General features: G+C 42.8%; 12 protein-coding genes. 4 read left to right on the top strand and 8 right to left on the bottom strand.

Features of this window, described 5'->3' with window-relative positions; translation table 11 throughout:
• Positions 1–25: 25 nt before the first annotated feature.
• The 4 genes from GNE10_RS19605 to GNE10_RS19590 form a co-directional block, all read right to left on the bottom strand.
• A complete protein-coding gene (locus tag GNE10_RS19605) occupies positions 26–1,459 on the bottom strand; it encodes a VWA domain-containing protein (protein ID WP_185566600.1) in 1,434 nt (477 codons plus the stop codon).
• 227 nt (positions 1,460–1,686) lie between these two features.
• Positions 1,687–2,067, bottom strand: a complete 381-nt coding sequence (rplL, locus tag GNE10_RS19600) for a 50S ribosomal protein L7/L12 (protein WP_185566599.1) — start codon at positions 2,065–2,067, stop codon at positions 1,687–1,689.
• Between the two features lie 249 nt (positions 2,068–2,316).
• Positions 2,317–3,042, bottom strand: a complete 726-nt coding sequence (locus tag GNE10_RS19595) for a hypothetical protein (protein WP_185566598.1) — start codon at positions 3,040–3,042, stop codon at positions 2,317–2,319.
• A 314-nt stretch (positions 3,043–3,356) separates the two neighbouring features.
• Complete coding sequence (locus GNE10_RS19590) at positions 3,357–3,557, bottom strand: hypothetical protein (protein WP_099069100.1); 201 nt, start codon at positions 3,555–3,557, stop codon at positions 3,357–3,359.
• 835 nt (positions 3,558–4,392) lie between these two features.
• Here GNE10_RS19590 and GNE10_RS19585 point away from each other — a divergent pair.
• Positions 4,393–4,779 (top strand): CVNH domain-containing protein, encoded by a 387-nt coding sequence (locus GNE10_RS19585; protein ID WP_185566597.1) that lies wholly within the window; start codon positions 4,393–4,395, stop codon positions 4,777–4,779.
• Positions 4,780–4,967: 188 nt separating this feature from the next.
• Positions 4,968–5,234 (top strand): hypothetical protein, encoded by a 267-nt coding sequence (locus GNE10_RS19580; RefSeq protein ID WP_099069099.1) that lies wholly within the window; start codon positions 4,968–4,970, stop codon positions 5,232–5,234.
• A gap of 239 nt (positions 5,235–5,473) precedes the next feature.
• Here GNE10_RS19580 and GNE10_RS19575 read toward each other — a convergent pair whose 3' ends face one another.
• Positions 5,474–7,087 (bottom strand): NAD(P)H-quinone oxidoreductase subunit 4, encoded by a 1,614-nt coding sequence (locus GNE10_RS19575; protein WP_185566596.1) that lies wholly within the window; start codon positions 7,085–7,087, stop codon positions 5,474–5,476.
• Positions 7,088–7,334: 247 nt separating this feature from the next.
• Positions 7,335–7,844, bottom strand: a complete 510-nt coding sequence (locus GNE10_RS19570) for a hypothetical protein (RefSeq protein ID WP_099069097.1) — start codon at positions 7,842–7,844, stop codon at positions 7,335–7,337.
• Between the two features lie 533 nt (positions 7,845–8,377).
• On the opposite strand from GNE10_RS19570, the gene glyS reads away from it, so the two are divergent.
• Both glyS and murD read left to right on the top strand, forming a co-directional pair.
• Entirely contained in the window at positions 8,378–10,531 is a 2,154-nt protein-coding gene (gene glyS, locus GNE10_RS19565) for a glycine--tRNA ligase subunit beta (protein ID WP_185566595.1), read from the top strand.
• A gap of 83 nt (positions 10,532–10,614) precedes the next feature.
• Positions 10,615–12,162, top strand: coding sequence for a UDP-N-acetylmuramoyl-L-alanine--D-glutamate ligase (murD, locus tag GNE10_RS19560; protein WP_185566594.1), 1,548 nt, complete (start codon positions 10,615–10,617; stop codon positions 12,160–12,162).
• Positions 12,163–12,168: 6 nt separating this feature from the next.
• Here the strand turns inward: murD and GNE10_RS19555 are convergent, their stop codons facing one another.
• Both GNE10_RS19555 and GNE10_RS19550 read right to left on the bottom strand, forming a co-directional pair.
• Complete coding sequence (locus tag GNE10_RS19555) at positions 12,169–16,068, bottom strand: AAA-like domain-containing protein (protein WP_185566593.1); 3,900 nt, start codon at positions 16,066–16,068, stop codon at positions 12,169–12,171.
• A 34-nt stretch (positions 16,069–16,102) separates the two neighbouring features.
• Positions 16,103–16,298 (bottom strand): AAA-like domain-containing protein (locus GNE10_RS19550; protein ID WP_185566592.1); only part of this gene is annotated, 196 nt, incomplete at its 5' end.

Genomic DNA, 16,298 nt, shown 5'->3' with positions numbered 1-16,298 from the left:
GGGGATTAAGGGGTGGGGTGCAAATCTACTTATCCTCTCGCACAGGTAACGGCATATCCAAAATCTCCATCAGCAAATCCAAACGAGAGGGACGCGTTAGGAGTGGAACGAGGTTAGGCAAGCTGTAATAATCACCCTCAAAAGTAAAGGTTTCCACAGGTGCTTGCTGCTGCTTGAGTTGACTTTCTACCCAGTTGTAATGACTACCTACGCGGACAATCACCACATTAGGAATTACAGCAAACTCTCGGCAATAGGTTTTGTAGACTTCGCTGAAGTAAGGTGTAGCATTTTCGCCTTCATCGGTTACCAGAATAATCTGGTCAACAACCTGCTTTTTCTTCCGCATTGCTTCCAACGCAGAACCGATACTAGTACCACCGCCTGCATTGATGTGCTCAAAAGCACGTTCCCAGTCAGTTAACTCTTTACCCTTTGCGGTGACAGCATAAGGAATGGTGTCGAAGGCGTAGACAAACAATTCTGCTTGAGCGATACCAGAGATTAACGCACCGAGTTGCTTACCAAGGGCGATCGCATTTTCCATTGAACCAGACTTATCCACCAGTAAAGCAGTTGGACGAGCGATCGCACCACGGCGTTTCACCTGTTCGTTGGTCACTTTTTCTAAACGTGCAACGGTGTCTGCATCTAAATCTGCGGTGTCTGCCGCAACCTGGGCTTTGAATGCTGCCACACGTCCACTTTTAGATGCTGCTTCCAGTTTTGAATCAATCAGCTTCTTGACTTCTGAATGATCCATTGCACCTCTAGCTTGGAGTGACTTGAGGTTATTAATAACTTCCTGGGGAGTCATGCTGTTGATTAACGCCACCAACACAACTGGTGTGAGTTGTTTAATTGCACCGATGGCAATTGTATAGGGAATGTTGAATTCCACAATCAGCCGTGCTTGTTGTGCCGCACTTTCCGCCTTGGCAAGCCGTTTGAGGATATCTGCTAAGGAACCCTCTGGCGGAGTATCGCAGAATAGAATCGCATTTGCCCGTTCATTTGGCTTGATGTGCAGCGAAGCATACAAGTGCTTCATTGCCTTACGACCCCGCAGCGCAGCGCGATCGAACAAAGCCGGATTGCTTTCCCGTGTCTTCAAATAACGCCGCACCGCAGTTCGAGCCGAACGAGGTAGTTTATTTTGCTGCTGCTTCATAAAGTCCACTACACGCGCCACCTGATAAGGTGGAAACTCTTGCAGCATCATAAATCCGGCGTCGCGGTGTTCAACCAAATTGCTGGTTAGTAAGTGAGCAACAAACACTTCCTTGTGGTCGCGTACATCACCATGACGCTGATACCAAACTGCCAGGTGTCCGTAGAAAATAGGATCGAGTTCAACAATTAACTTGTGAATTTCTGCGACTTGCTCAAGTTTGCGGTGAGGAGTTGTCAGCAAACTGTTGAGTATTTCCAAGCGCAGGTCACGTTCTGCGGTATTCATATTTAACCTCCTTGAGGAATTTTAGATTTTAGATTTTAGATTTTGGATTGCAATCTAAAATCCAAAATTGTAGGAGGCAGATGTTGGACGCCAGGTGATACAGTCACCGCGCAAGTTGCAGAGTTATATAAGCTTCTGCGATGAGGGCGCGACAACAACTGCCGAGGGATTGGGGACTGCGGGAGGAGGGGAGAAAATCTTCCCCAATGCCCCATGCCCAATCCCCATTACTTCAAATAAACAACTGCTTCCGTTTCCTCTAGCTGCTGCTTGAGAATTTCAGCTGTTTCCTGATTTAGTCCTGTCTGAAGGACTTGAGGTAGGGATTCCACAAAATCTTTGGCTTCTTTGAGTCCCAGTCCCGTCACCGTCCTGATGACCTTGAGTAAGGCAATCTTTTTCTCTGCTGGAACCGATACCAACAAGACATCAAATTCCGTTTGAATGTGCGGTTGAGTTTCATCCTCATCTCGCTTGTCAATCTGAAGGAATTTCGGTGTGGATATATCGACATTGAAAGTTACTTCAATTTGCTTTACTAATTGGGCAGTTTCATTAATATTTAAAGACTTGATTTTTTCTAAAATTTCCAGAGTTTTTACAGACATAACAGCCTCTAATCATACTAAATTAAATTAGTATTATTTGTAAGTCCAGCAAATACATCTTATTTGAATTCAGAATTCTGAATTTTGATTTTTAATCCAAAATCCAAAATTGAATCACCTCGTGCAAGTTGAAAAAGCTGTTGATTCACACATGGGATTTGAACCCATAATTGCTTGAGCTTGATTCAAGTGCCTGTTCCAATTCGGCTAGTATGTAAGCTTTTTCGGTTAGGGCACGAAGTGACAATTTTAGTGTTCGGAAATTTGATTTAAAATAAATCGAATTTCTTTTTTACTACACTGTTGTTTCTTGACAGCGTAAATTCTGCTACCTTTATAAGTGTCGGCACGAGAAGAATGAATGAAACCTTTCAGAATATCCTGCACATAATTAGTTGATGATGGAAAATCTTCAAAGGTAATTAGATACCAAATATCGTTGAGTTTGTGGTACTGATGATAACGATCGATGATGACAACATCAGTTTCCTGCTGCCTTTGTTTCTGCTTTCGAGGTATATTCTGTACAGCACAAAGAATACCAGTTTCCGGATGGACATAAAAGCTATTGCGGTAACTTCCATCTAACAGAATTGGATGCCCACGGTCAGGCTTAGTATAAAGATCACCGTCAATGATTTGTACATGGCGTTCAACATAATGCCACAAATGACTAATGACATGCTGTCCAGCCATTGTTTTGGTATCCAATCGTTCACATAGTTGGCTGTAAACATCATTCCACGGTTGTCCAGCTTTTGAGCGCAAAAACCGACGCAAAGGGCCGAGATGATCTGAAGGATATTTAGTTTTTTTCGTTGCTTTAATTAAGTAGGGATTAAATAATCCGTCTTCACTCGCTTCTTTGGTGATGTTGTCTAATTGCTTTTTAAAACCGGTCACTTTTTTGAGACTAATTCTCTTCCCAACACGAGGACGTTCAATCACAATTTCGCTCAAACGATGTTCGCTCATATCTCATTTTGTTTAAATATTGTTTTACTAGTTGAGTTTTGATTAAACATAAATTTGCGAACATCATTTAACTCACCTCCATGTAAGTGATTGGTTAATAGATAAATACAATTTAAATAATTTAAATTCCGCACAAGTTAGCAAAGCAATTTTCACAGTTGCCTTTACCAATTTGGCTACGCTCCCATCAGTGGAAGCGACAGGAATTGTTCGCGTAGCGTTCCCGCAGGGTACCTGTATTTCCGTTGCCGGATGGTGTGTAGGCTTTATAAGTTAGGGTGCGGAAAGAAGACACTGGGACGCCAAGAATTTATCTAACCATAGACAGCTTCCGGACGGACAATCAAATCGCCACTGGGACGCCGATCGACTACGTAAGCAGAAAGGCGATCGCTATTTACATCTAAATGGCGCGCTACCCGTTCTTTCACTGCTACATCGTTCATACTTGCTGTAATTCCCAGTTGTGTTTCAACAACATCAACAGAACGTCCTTCAAATCGAATATGAACCATCACAATCACCTCTTTTCTAATTACGAATTACAAATTATTTAGTGGATCTGACCGGAATTGAACCGATACCTTCCCTGTGAGAGTTGCACTCACACCTCGTGCAAGTTGAAAAAGCTGTGGTAACACACACAGGAATCGCACCTGCAACTTATCGTTTACTAGACGATTGCTCTGCTTTTGAGCTAGTATGTAAGCTTTTTCTGTCAGGGCACAAGTGAATCTGGGCGCTCTACCATTAGAGTTGCAGACCCAAGTTTGTTAAGAATAATAGAAATTATTCCTGTAAGAAAACGCCAAAAATTAAGTTATTTTTGTCGTAGCTTTAGGCTTTAAAGCCATTATCAGTAACAATTAAAGCCTAATGGAGTCGTCGGGAATTGTAGGCTTTGCCTTCCCAAAGGGTACCCGAATCCTGCAACCGTCCGTTTGTTGGTTTCGGAGCAGACGAACGCCAATCGCGACCCCAAAAGTTATAACTAGCTATTGAGTTGTCTAGGTTCTGAGATGTCTTGGTTTGACCTCTTGGAGAGGTTTTTGTTTTCATATTACATTTGTAGTACAGTAAGTGACGCGATGTCAAGGGGAGACTACAAATTTTTGAGTCAAATGATAGAGTCAGTGTTTGTAATTTACAAAAAGTTGTAATTCGTACATCTATTGTTCGGTTTGACCAAGTTAACAGTGGGGTACTATAGCGCTTTAAATATCGGTATAAAAGAGCTAAAGCCTAAAAACAGGCATCGTTAAAAAACTATTATATTTTCGGAGTTAAAAAAATAAGAGGGTATAAAATTTGCGCTTGGTTGGTTTCATAAATTTTGAGGACAAACAACTAATGCTGAAAATTTGTGTAACTTTTTTCTGTGCGCTCTTGCTGAGCTTTAATATAGCGATCGCCAATGCTTGGGCAACTGGTGAGTTTTCTCAAACCTGCAATAACATTAGTCTTGAAGGTTCTACCCTCACGGCTAGCTGTGAAGAAGCTGATGGATATACTCTTTCTGCAACTTCTATCGACTTAAATCCATATATCGCAAATCTCGATGGCACTTTGAGTTGGGATGGAGATAAATTTGCTCTGACTTGCGACAATATTGGTTTAGCTGGTAAAAACAGGCTTCGTGCTGAGTGTGAAAGAGCAGACGGAGAAACATATCTAGGAAGTTACATCAATCTTGATGAGCATATTGCCAATATTGACGGTCAGCTTAAGTTTGAATAATCTAGAACAGTCAACATCTTCTAATCCCTGAAAAAGGAAGTATTAAAAACTTCCAACTCATCAACTATCCAATCTTTTGGGGTAGTAATTTTACCTGCAACAAAGTTCAGGTAGGCGAGATACCCACCCCACAATTAGATTGGATAATCTCAGGGTGCAATTTACTTAAAAAAAAAGGCAGAACATATATGTCAGACCAGTTTACGTTTTCCGTCACTAATAACACCGACTTAGCAATTACAGAATTGTGGGCATCTCCCGATGATGAAGATTGGTCTCAATTTACCCTTTCTGAAGAAGGAATTCCTGTAGGTGAATCAGTAACAATTGCCTGGGCAGAATATACGAATAATTCTCCCTGTGAATGGTACATCTCTGCTGTATTTGAAGATGATTCAGAAAGTGATTCAGCTTTATTTAACTTCTGTGAAGAACCAGATTTAGTATTTGGATAAATTTTGCAGTATGGTGTTGATTGTTGACTGTTAACAGCCGCCATTGATATTTTTCAAGTAACCAAATAGGCTTACTATATTCTGTCCGCTCTCAATCCAATTTACTCAATTCTGAATTCTGAATTCTGAATTCAGAATTCTAATTTCTGACAAAAAAATTTTAGGGGTAGTTGTGTAACTACCCCTTTATTCCCCTCAAATTAGAATTTAATTCCACCATCCTTTATAGGATGTATATTTTACTTTGAAATATTAACTAAAGTTTCGACTTGAGAACTAGCCAAGGTTGGCGCTGTAAAAATACGCGAGTAGAGACTTGATGGTTGCTGGTGAGCAACAACTGGTAGAACTTGACGAGCATGAGCAGCTACTTCTACTGCTTTAACATCATAAGTCTGCGTTGCCAATTTTGGATAGAAACCGATACCGATGATTGGTAGCAGCAGACAAGCGGTAATGAATAGTTCGCGGGGTTTGACATCAGATACTACAGCATCCAAGTGCAACTCTTGATTTTGATTTCCGTAGAATACTTGACGCAGCATTGAGAGCAAGTAAATTGGTGTCAAAATCACGCCCACTGCTGACAGCAGCACCACTACAACTTTAAAGCTAGAACTGTAAACATCGCTGCTGGCGATACCTAGAAATACCATCAACTCACCAACAAAGCCACTCATTCCTGGTAAAGCCAGGGAAGCCATTGAGCCAACGGTAAACAGAGCAAAAGTTTTGGGCATTACTTTTGCGATTCCACCCATTTTATCCATCATCAAGGTGTGGGTGCGATCGTAAGTGACACCAGATAAGAAGAACAAGCTAGCAGCAATCAAACCGTGGGAAACCATTTGTAATACAGCGCCGCTGATGCCAAGTTCTGTGTAGGAGGCAATTCCAATCAGTACAAACCCCATGTGGGCAATTGAAGAGTAAGCCAAGCGACGCTTGAGATTGGTTTGAGCAAAAGCACAGCAAGCACCGTAGACAATGTTCACTACGCCTAAAATCGCCAGCACTGGAGCAAAGTAAACATGGGCATTAGGCAGCATCTCAACGTTGATGCGGATGAGAGCATAACCACCCATTTTCAATAACACACCAGCTAAAATCATCGAACCAGGTGCTGATGCTTCACCGTGAGCATCGGGTAGCCAAGTGTGTAAAGGGAAGATTGGCAGTTTTACACCAAAGGCAATTAAGAAACCTGCGTAGACTAATAGTTCAAAAGCTTTGGGATATTCTTTCATTCCCAGAGTCGCCATATCGAAGGTGACGGTATCTCCTGAGAATGCCATCGCAAAACCCGCTACCAAAATGAAGATTGAAGCAGCAGCAGTGTAAAGAATAAACTTAGTGGCTGCATAGCGGCGATTTTGTCCTCCCCAGATGGAAATCAGCAGGTAAACCGGCACTAACTCGATTTCCCACATTAAGAAGAACAACAGTAAATCTTGAGCAAGAAATACACCAAGCTGAGCGCTATACATCGCCAGCATCAAACCGTAAAATAATCGCGGCTTGTTGGTAACTTTCCAAGCCGCGAATATTGCGAGGGTATTGATTAAGCCTGTCAGAAGTATCAAGGGCATCGATAAACCATCAACCCCAACAGCCCAATTTAAACCTAATTGCGGTATCCAAGGATAGTTTTCTATGAGTTGCAGCGTTGAACTTTGGAAATCGTATCTATACCAAAAGGTATAAATCATCAATGCGAAATCTGCAAAAGCAACGAATAAAGCGTACCAACGAACAGTTTTACCTTCTTTATCTGGGATTAACGGGATGGCTAAGGCAGCCACCAGGGGCAAAGCAATTATGGCTGTTAGCCAAGGATATTCCATAGCATTCATCACTTCTGACAATCAATTTCACTTTTCGCTTTTAATTACATTATATTAAGCTATTTGTATTTTTGTAAACGCGCTTTCCTTTGAAAGATAAAATCTTAATTATTGATAGGAATAAATACTCAGTTTGAACTACTCTAGCCCATTCTAAATGTAAAGTTTTGCAACGTCAACAAAAAACGGCGGCTTATGCCACCGTCCTCAGCTAGAATTTCGCCTGATTATTGATTTATGAGTATTGGCTCATATTTCACACAATACGGTTGACAATTGTCCAGACTTCACCATCTGAGCGGACATGGGGAACAGAGATTGTCTTGAACCCAGTGATGAAAGGCTTGTAATAGACTTGCCAATACATAGGACTAAGCTCATCGGCGCAGGCTTTTAGTAAGCGGATTTCGGTAGCTAGTTCGGCTGCGAGTTGGTTAATGCGTTGAGCGTGAACTTGAGCTACTTTTTTCGCTTCCTCTAGCTGTTGTTGTTGGGTAAGTTGTTTTGATTCAATTTGCCAACGAGCTAATTCAGCTTGTTTTTGTTGTAGTTGCAATTCCAGCGCTGCAACTGCATCATCTATACCCTTGAGTTCAGCAGATAATTGAGGATTTTCTCTAGCTTGGCGACGGAAAGCCTCAACCATTGCCAAGGGTGAATCATTTTCGGCTAAATTTACATTATTAATAGTGAGTGCAGCGCGTTCTTGCTGGAGGACTTGTATTTGAGATTTCAGCGTTGCTATTTCAGCTTGAATTCGATCCATAGGGCGAGTGGGGAGCTTTCAAGGGTAGGTATTTAAGAAAGTTTGTAGATGATGTGGGAATCCGATTTGATTCCTGAAAAAATTTGCGTGGTGGGCGTTCGCGCAGCGCAAGCGCGATAGGAAAGGAACTCTTAACAGCTAAGAAGGAATAAAAGTGTACCTAGCGGTCTGTCAAGTCAACTTTGCTGGGTGAGGGCTGGGGAAAGGGAAAGGGGTAAAGGGTAAGGGATTTAAAACCTTTTCCCTTTCCCCTTTGCCCTTTAAAGAGCCAAGTGAACTTGGCGAACTACTGGCTTCACAGAAATCAAATATGAGTCCTATTAGGATTGCTATAGTAATTATTAATTATGAATTATTTTGACCCGACTCCCTACCTGAAGGGGCTAATTTATTCTCTGGAAGTCCCCAAGGATGAAGAATTTTGCGGAATTAGTTAAAAGTGTTTTACAGCCCATACGGCAGCATTGCGGCAAGGTAAACTGTTGGAATCAACTGCATAAAGTTGAGCTACGCAAAGTTAAAAACAGTGACCTATGCCTGCTTTTTTATTAGAAATTGGTACAGAAGAACTACCTGCAAGCTTTCTCAGTGATGCCTTATCGCAATGGCAACAGCGCATTCCTCGAAGTTTGGAAGCAAATAGCCTCAAAGCCGAAAGCGTTGAGGTGTACGGGACTCCCCGGCGTTTAGCGGTATTGATTACAGGTTTACCATCCCAACAACCAGACCGGGAAGAAGAAATTAAAGGGCCTCCAGCTAGTGCGGCCTTTAAAGATGGTCAACCGACACCAGCAGCAGTGGGCTTTGCCAAAAAACAGGGTGTGGAAATACATGCGCTGTCTATTCGCCCCACTGATAAAGGGGATTTTGTGTTTGTGCAAAAAAAAGTGGATGGCCGTCCTGTAGCGGAAATTTTAACAGAATTGATTCCCCAATGGATTTGGGGGTTGGAAGGTAAACGATTGATGCGTTGGGGTGATGGAGATGCGAGATTTTCCCGACCAATTCGTTGGCTTGTGGCTTTGTTAGATGATACGGTGCTGCCTTTAGAATTGGTAAATGGTTCTAAAACGATTCACAGCGATCGCCTAACTCAAGGTCATCGCGTCTTACATCCTCAACCTGTGACAATTCCCCAGGCTACAGATTATATTACCACCCTAAAATCTGCCTACGTTACCGTCGATCCAGAAGAACGAGCAAATGTTATCAAACAGCAAGTAAATACAGTAGCCGAAAATTTAGGCGGTTCTACAGTATTTTATCCCGATTTGTTAGAAGAAGTAATCAATTTGGTAGAATATCCTTCGGCTGTTGTCGGTAAATTTGAACCAGAATTTTTGGAATTACCAACTGAAGTAATCACTGAAGTTATGGTAACTCACCAGCGTTATTTTCCTGTATTCAAACCAGGAAGTTTTCAGCAAGAATTACTGCCAAATTTCATCACTATTTCTAACGCCGATCCTCAAAAATCAGATATTGTAGCTGTGGGTAATGAGAGGGTAATTCGCGCTAGATTAGCTGACGGCAGATTTTTTTACGAAGCTGATTTGGCTAAGCCTTTAGAAAGCTTTTTACCCAAATTAGAAACAGTTACTTTCCAAGAACAATTGGGTTCTTTGCGTCTCAAGGTAGATAGAATAGTTAAGATTTCTGAGCAAATTAGTCAGCAATTAACATTAACACCAGAGCAAAGCCAAAAAATCCAGCGTGCGGCTTTATTATGTAAAGCAGATTTAGTTACCCAAATGGTGTACGAATTCCCTGAATTACAAGGGATTATGGGAGAAAAATATGCCTTAGCTAGCGGTGAAGATAGCGAAGTTGCAAAGGCAATTTTTCAACATTATTTGCCAACGGGAGCCGGCGACAATTTACCAGAAACACTCACAGGTCAAGTGGTGGGGTTAGCAGATAGATTAGATACTTTAGTGAGTATCTTCGGTTTAGGTTTAATTCCTTCCGGTTCTTCCGATCCTTTTGCTTTACGCCGTGCCGCCAATGCAGTAGTAAAAATTACATGGGTTGCTAATTTACCAATTAAATTAGATGACTTACTATTGCAAATTGCAACAGATTTTGCAGCAAAATATCAAAAAGATTTGGCATCATTAACAGCAACATTACAAGAATTTTTCTTACAACGCATTCGGACTTTATTGCAAGAAGAAAAACAAATTGATTACGACTTAGTGAATGCAGTTTTGGGTGAAAACGACCCAGAATATACAGAGCGGGCATTAAAGGATTTATTAGATGTGCGCGATCGCGCTTTATATTTGCAACAAATTCGTAACAACGGCATCTTAGATACCATCTACGAAACCGTTAACCGTTCCACACGCCTAGCCGCCCAAGGGGATTTGGATAAAAAACAGCTAGAACCCACAAGCTTAATCCGTGAAGAACTATTCCAAAAGCCGTCCGAAGTAGCTTTGTATAAAGCCTTAGTGGATTTAGTGCCAGAAACTCAAGCAGCACAACAAACCAGAAACTATCAACTGCTAGTAGCAGCATTGACAAAAATTGCTCCTACAGTTAGTAACTTCTTTGACGGGCCAGATAGCGTTTTAGTCATGGACTCCGATCCAGAAATTAAGCGTAATCGATTACATCTGTTGGGATTAGTCCGCAATCATGCCCGCGTTTTGGCTGATTTCGGAGCAATTGTCAAAAATCTGTAGCGTAGACCAACAAAAAGTTGTGTAATTTTTGCCAATAAACGTTAGTATAAGGAGTGCTTAACCAGGGATCTCTGCTGCAATCTATGTCCAGAGCTACTGTAATTGGATTTGGAAAGTCCGGTGTTGCTGCGGCGAGATTGTTGAAACGGGAAGGTTGGGAGGTGCAACTGAGTGATTCCGCTACTGCCGAGAGCTTAGCTGAACGTAACACCTCCGAGACCCTTCTCCAACAACAACAAGAACTAGCTGCCGAACAAATAACCGTAAAATTCGGTCAATCTCCAGACTTGAATGGTGCTAATTTACCAGAATTAATAGTCGTCAGTCCCGGCGTACCTTGGGATGTTCCTGTATTAAATAAAGCACGGGAACTAGGGATTGAAATCATCGGCGAAATAGAACTCGCTTGGCGACATTTACAACCTTTACCTTGGGTAGGAATTACCGGCACTAACGGTAAAACCACCACCACATCTTTAATTGCTGCCGTTTTTCAAGCAGCAGGCTTGAACGCACCAGCCTGCGGTAATATTGGCTACGCTGCCTGTGAAGTCGCTCTGTCTTGGGAAGGACGCGGGGATACAGAAGAAGAGGACACGGAGAATTCTTTCCCCGCGTCACCGCGTCTTCCAGTCTCCGCGTCTCCTTCTTTCTCCGCATCCCCGCGTCTCCCAGTCTTTGCGTCTTCTTCACTCGATTGGATAATTGCCGAACTTAGCAGCTATCAAATAGAATCTTCAACGTCCCTAGCACCTCGCATCGGTGTGTGGACGACTTTCACGCCGGATCATTTGGCGCGGCATAAAACTCTAGAGAATTATTACAACATCAAAGCCAAGTTATTGCAGCAGTCTGAGTTACAAGTATTTAATGGTGATGATGCTTACTTGAGCAAGGTGGGTTTGAGTACTTGGCCGAATGCTTATTGGACTAGTGTCAAAGGAAGAGATTTCTTAATTAGCGAAAAAGGCTTTTATATACAAGATGGCTGGGTTGTGGAAAAGTTAACAGCTACCTCTACCCCAGAAAGAATTGTGAAAGTATCTGCTTTGCGGATGGTGGGAGAACATAACCAGCAAAATCTCTTGATGGCGGTAGCAGCAGCGCGGTTGGCGGGAATTAATGCTGATGCGATCGCTCGTGGAATTAGTGAATTTCCTGGGGTTGCTCATCGTTTAGAACATATCTGCACTTGGGAAGGTATTAATTTTATTAACGATAGCAAAGCCACTAACTACGATGCTGCGGAAGTTGGCTTGGCATCGGTGGACACTCCAGCGATTTTAATTGCTGGTGGAGAAGCAAAAGCAGGCGATGATACAGCTTGGCTGGCACAAATTCAAAGCAAAGCTGCTGCTGTGTTATTGATTGGTTCTGCTGCACCCGCCTTTGCCCAACGCTTGAAAGAAGTAGGATATTATACTTACGAAATTGTGGAAACTATGGAAAAGGCTATTCCCAGGTCTGCGGAACTAGCCAAGCAATATCAAGCACCTGTAGTTTTGCTATCTCCTGCTTGCGCGAGTTTTGACCAATACCCGAATTTTGAGGTACGGGGCGACCATTTCCGCCAGCTGTGCCTTGCTTGGGTGGAAAACTCCAAACCCAGTAAACTAGAACTTCTGACTTAGAAAATTCTATTGACAAAGAGATTGACGATCGCTCAAATCTGGGTGCGATCGCAAATAATCTTTTATCCAGATACAACCAGAGTGCAATATCTGGTTACTATCTAAAACGCGATCGAGTTGCCAGAGAATCACCACATCATCTAACCCGGCAGATGCTAGAATTGCTCCTTGGTTGTGGGTAGCGGGGTAAAAGGCAACATTCAATGCGCGTTGTTCGTGTCCTTCTAAAGTAGCGCGGAGGATGCCATCTAGCGACCATAGTTTCACTGTATTATCCCAACCGGCGGAAGCTAGGACGGTACCCCAATTGTCGGGGAGTCCAGAATGGGGGGGAATGAAGGTGATGCCATTTACCCGATCTGTGTGGGCCGGAATGGTGCGAATTAATTTACCCTCTAACGACCACAGTTTAATTGTCTTGTCCTCGCTAGCTGTGGCAACGAACTTTCCATCAGGGCTAAAGGCGACATCCCAAATAGTCTCGTTATGACTTTTCAGGGTGAATTGCGGCTGAGATGGAAACTTCCCGTTTGCATTTCTGTGCCAGAGGCGAAGCAACGTATCACGACCCCCGATCGCTAACCACTGGTTATCGGGGCTAAATGCTCCAGCATTGAGGCGATCGCGGTTTTTGGCTAGGGTTTGGATGAAAGTACCATCCCGCTTCCAGAGTTTGGCTGTGCCGTCCCAACTAATGGAAGCTATTTCTAGCCCATCGGGACTAAACACCACATCCCGCACTGTTGCGTTATGGGCTGAAATCGTTTTTAAGGGTTTTCCCTGCATCGTCCATAAGCTCAAGGAACCATCATCGCTACCTGCGGCGATGTCCTTCCCATCTGGGCTGATATCCACTGACCAAACCTGTCCCGGTGGCGGGGTTAAGGTGTTGAGCAGTTGTCCGCCTCGATTCCACAGCTTAATGGTACCATCAGCACTAGAGGAAACGATTGTTTGCCCATCAGGGCTAATGGGCGTGTGCCAAACAGAGGCACGATGACCCCGCAATACTGTGAGAATCTCGCTTTGCAGTTGCCACACCCGCACTAAATCATCTTCACCACCGGAAATCAAACGATGACCATCGGCACTGAAAGCCACTTTCCATGTACCGTTAATATGGGCATACAAAGTTTGATTGACGCTTCGATCGCTGTTCCAAAACTTAATTGTATTATCCCAACCAGCTGAAGCGAGGGTTTGACCATCGGGGCTAAAGGCGAGAGTCACCACGCTGCTGTCGTGTTCTGTGGCAGTTTGCAATAAAGTGCCAGTGACAGTCCACCAGATAACATTACCAATCCAGTCTCCAGCTACCAGAGTTTGTCCGTCAGGGCTGAAGGTGACGCTCATCAGACGGTTTTTGCCTTTTTTGGAGGCGATGGGATTATTCAGTGTCCGAATTTTGTTACCCTCTAGATTCCAGAGGATGAGAGTATTATCATCACTGACCGAGGCTAGGATGTTAGCATCAACAGGACTAAACGCCACCTTGGAAACTGCATCGCTGTGTCCCTTGAAAGTGCGAATCAAGCTGCCGTCGATACGCCAAAGTTTTACTGTCCTGTCGTTACTAGCCGAGGCAATCCATTGTCCGTTAGCACTGACGGCGAGCGATCGCACCGAATCTTGATGTGCGTTGAGTGTTTTAACCAGTGTCCCGTCTAACTTCCACAGTCGCACCGTGCCATCTTGCCCAGTCGAAATTAGTTTATCGCCTTTGGGAGTAAAGGTGACATCAAAGACTTCTCCTTTGTGTCCGCTAAGTACTTTTAGCAATGTACCATCGCTTTTCCACAGAGTAATCTTACCGTGTTGGTGAGCAGCAGCGATTGTCTGTCCGTCGGCACTGATGGCAACACCCCGCACTTTTCCCTGTTCACCGTTTAGGCGGTTGCGTTCAATGACTTGAAAGGTAGCACGGCGCAATTCTCGATCTACCTTGGTAAGTAACTCAGCAGGCACATCCGCTAATTTGCTCAATCGAGTCTGGGCTTTGATGGCACTGACTAAAGCATCTAATCGATTCCCAGAGGCAAACTGAGCTTCGGAAACGTTGGCGATCGCTTCAATTTCTCGGAGAGTGGCTTGATATCTTTGGGCAAAGGCATATATTCCCAGAGAACTGGCGATGACAAAGGCAATGGTAATAGTCCCCAGTAGCCACTTTTGCAAGCGACTGGCACGTTTTTCTTGTTGCAGTCGCTGTTCAACTTCTTGCAGTCGCCGGAATTCTTCTTGTCGTTTGAGATCGTCTAAGTCGGTGCTGGTGCCAAACCATTTCACCACCTGTCCGCTTCCATCTTTGATGGGAATCGCCCGATTGAGAAACCAGCGATAGTTTCCCGCCACATCTTGTATTCTCAGTTGCACTTCGTAGGGTGAGTTGGTTTCTAAGGAATGTTTCCAAGCGACAAGGCTACTGGGGCGATCTTCAGGATGAACCATATCTAGGCGTTTCCAGTCCGTCACCTGGGAATGCGATCGCCCCAAAAAAGTACTTAAGTGCTGGTTGGTATAAGATAGCCTACCATCTGGCTCTACAATCCATACCATCTGGGGCATTGCTTCTGCTAGTTGGCGAAAGAACCGTTCGCTTTCTTGCTGCGCTTCAAATTGCCGCCGGATTTCTTGCTGTTCTGCATCCTGGCTGGCGGCAAGAAATTGGTAATCTAAATCGCTGAGGCTTTTGTTTTGCGCCCACTTTTGGGCATCAATTAGAGCTTGTCCCCGTAAAAGCCGGGATGTATCCTGTTTTTGAGAAGCAATCCAAGCTGATAGTGTTTCCGAGTAAGGACGTAATTGATTTAATTGTTCCTCTACCCATTCCCAATTGAAAATTTCTTGATATATGCGATTGCGGATTTGCAGATATCCTTGATGTTTAACTACCAAACCAGAAAGCAGCAGTTCTACCTGTTCTCTACTGTCGTCGGCTGCTACAGGCATAGCTTGTAAAAGTTGCTGATAGATGCTGAGTAATCTACTAACGCGTTGATTATTGTAAAGTAGGCGATTGCGAATTGTGCGTAAATGCTCTGGTTCGTCTTGAGATTCCCAATTGTTAATGATTTGCGATCGCACTAAAAACTCTATCCACTCTGCTTCTTTACCTGGTGCAATTTCCAAAGGGCTAGCTTTCACCACCAAATGACATAATTTTTGCGTTAGAAATGGCTGTCCATTAGTCCAAGCAATAATTTCTTTAAATACCGCTTGGGGATTGTTCGCAACTTCCTCTAATCCTACTACCAGAGGTTGAGCTTCTGCTAATGTAAATCCTTCTAAATTAATAGCAACACCAATATTAAAAGGTGTTTTGAGTTTATCTTGAATTAAATCAGAGGGAGTCGCAACCCCAAATAAAGCAAAACCCAGTCGTTCGTATTCAGGATTATGGACTCTTTGTTGATAACAAGCCCGAATCCAAGCATAAAAATCATCTATGCCAAAGCTTAATTGCAGCAAACTATCAATTTCATCAATGAAAATCAAAATCCGACTATTACTCAGATTTACTAACAAAATCTCTTCTATAAAATTCCCCAAACGTTGTATGAGTGATAACTCAGTTTGTTCTTGCCACCAAGCTGCAAAATCGATTTTCTTAGCTAACCCAAAACTATGCAGCAAACGGACAATTATCCCTTTATAAAATTGTGTCTGGGTGAGTTCTTGGCTGCGTATTTGTGTAATATCAATGTAAGCACAACTAAAGCTTTCATTTTGTAATTGTTGCTTGGTATGCACCAGCAGTGAAGACTTACCTATTTGGCGACAGTTGAACACATAGCAAAATTCCCCTGCTTTCAGGGCTGTATAAAGTTCAATGTCTGCTTGCCTAGTAACATAGTTAGCAGCATTAGCATTCAGACAACCACCAACTTTATAAATACTTTTGTTCATAATAGCAAATCATGATTTGCTGAACCTTGTTTAATTACAACACTAGATATTTTTTCAAAAAATCTCGATATAATTTACAACTAATTACCCATTTTTGCTGCTGCAATTGTATTAATCCCATATTTTCTAATTTGTAAGCAATTAATATATCTAAATCTATATTTTCATCTTTTGTTAAAAGTTTTTTTATACTATCTAATAATTGGCTATTTTTTTGTATTTTATTTAAT

The sequence above is a fragment of the Nostoc sp. 2RC genome, from assembly GCF_014222165.1.
GTDB classification, from domain to species: Bacteria; Cyanobacteriota; Cyanobacteriia; order Cyanobacteriales; family Nostocaceae; genus Nostoc; species Nostoc linckia.
This window is presented reverse-complemented; position numbering and strand designations above follow the sequence as displayed.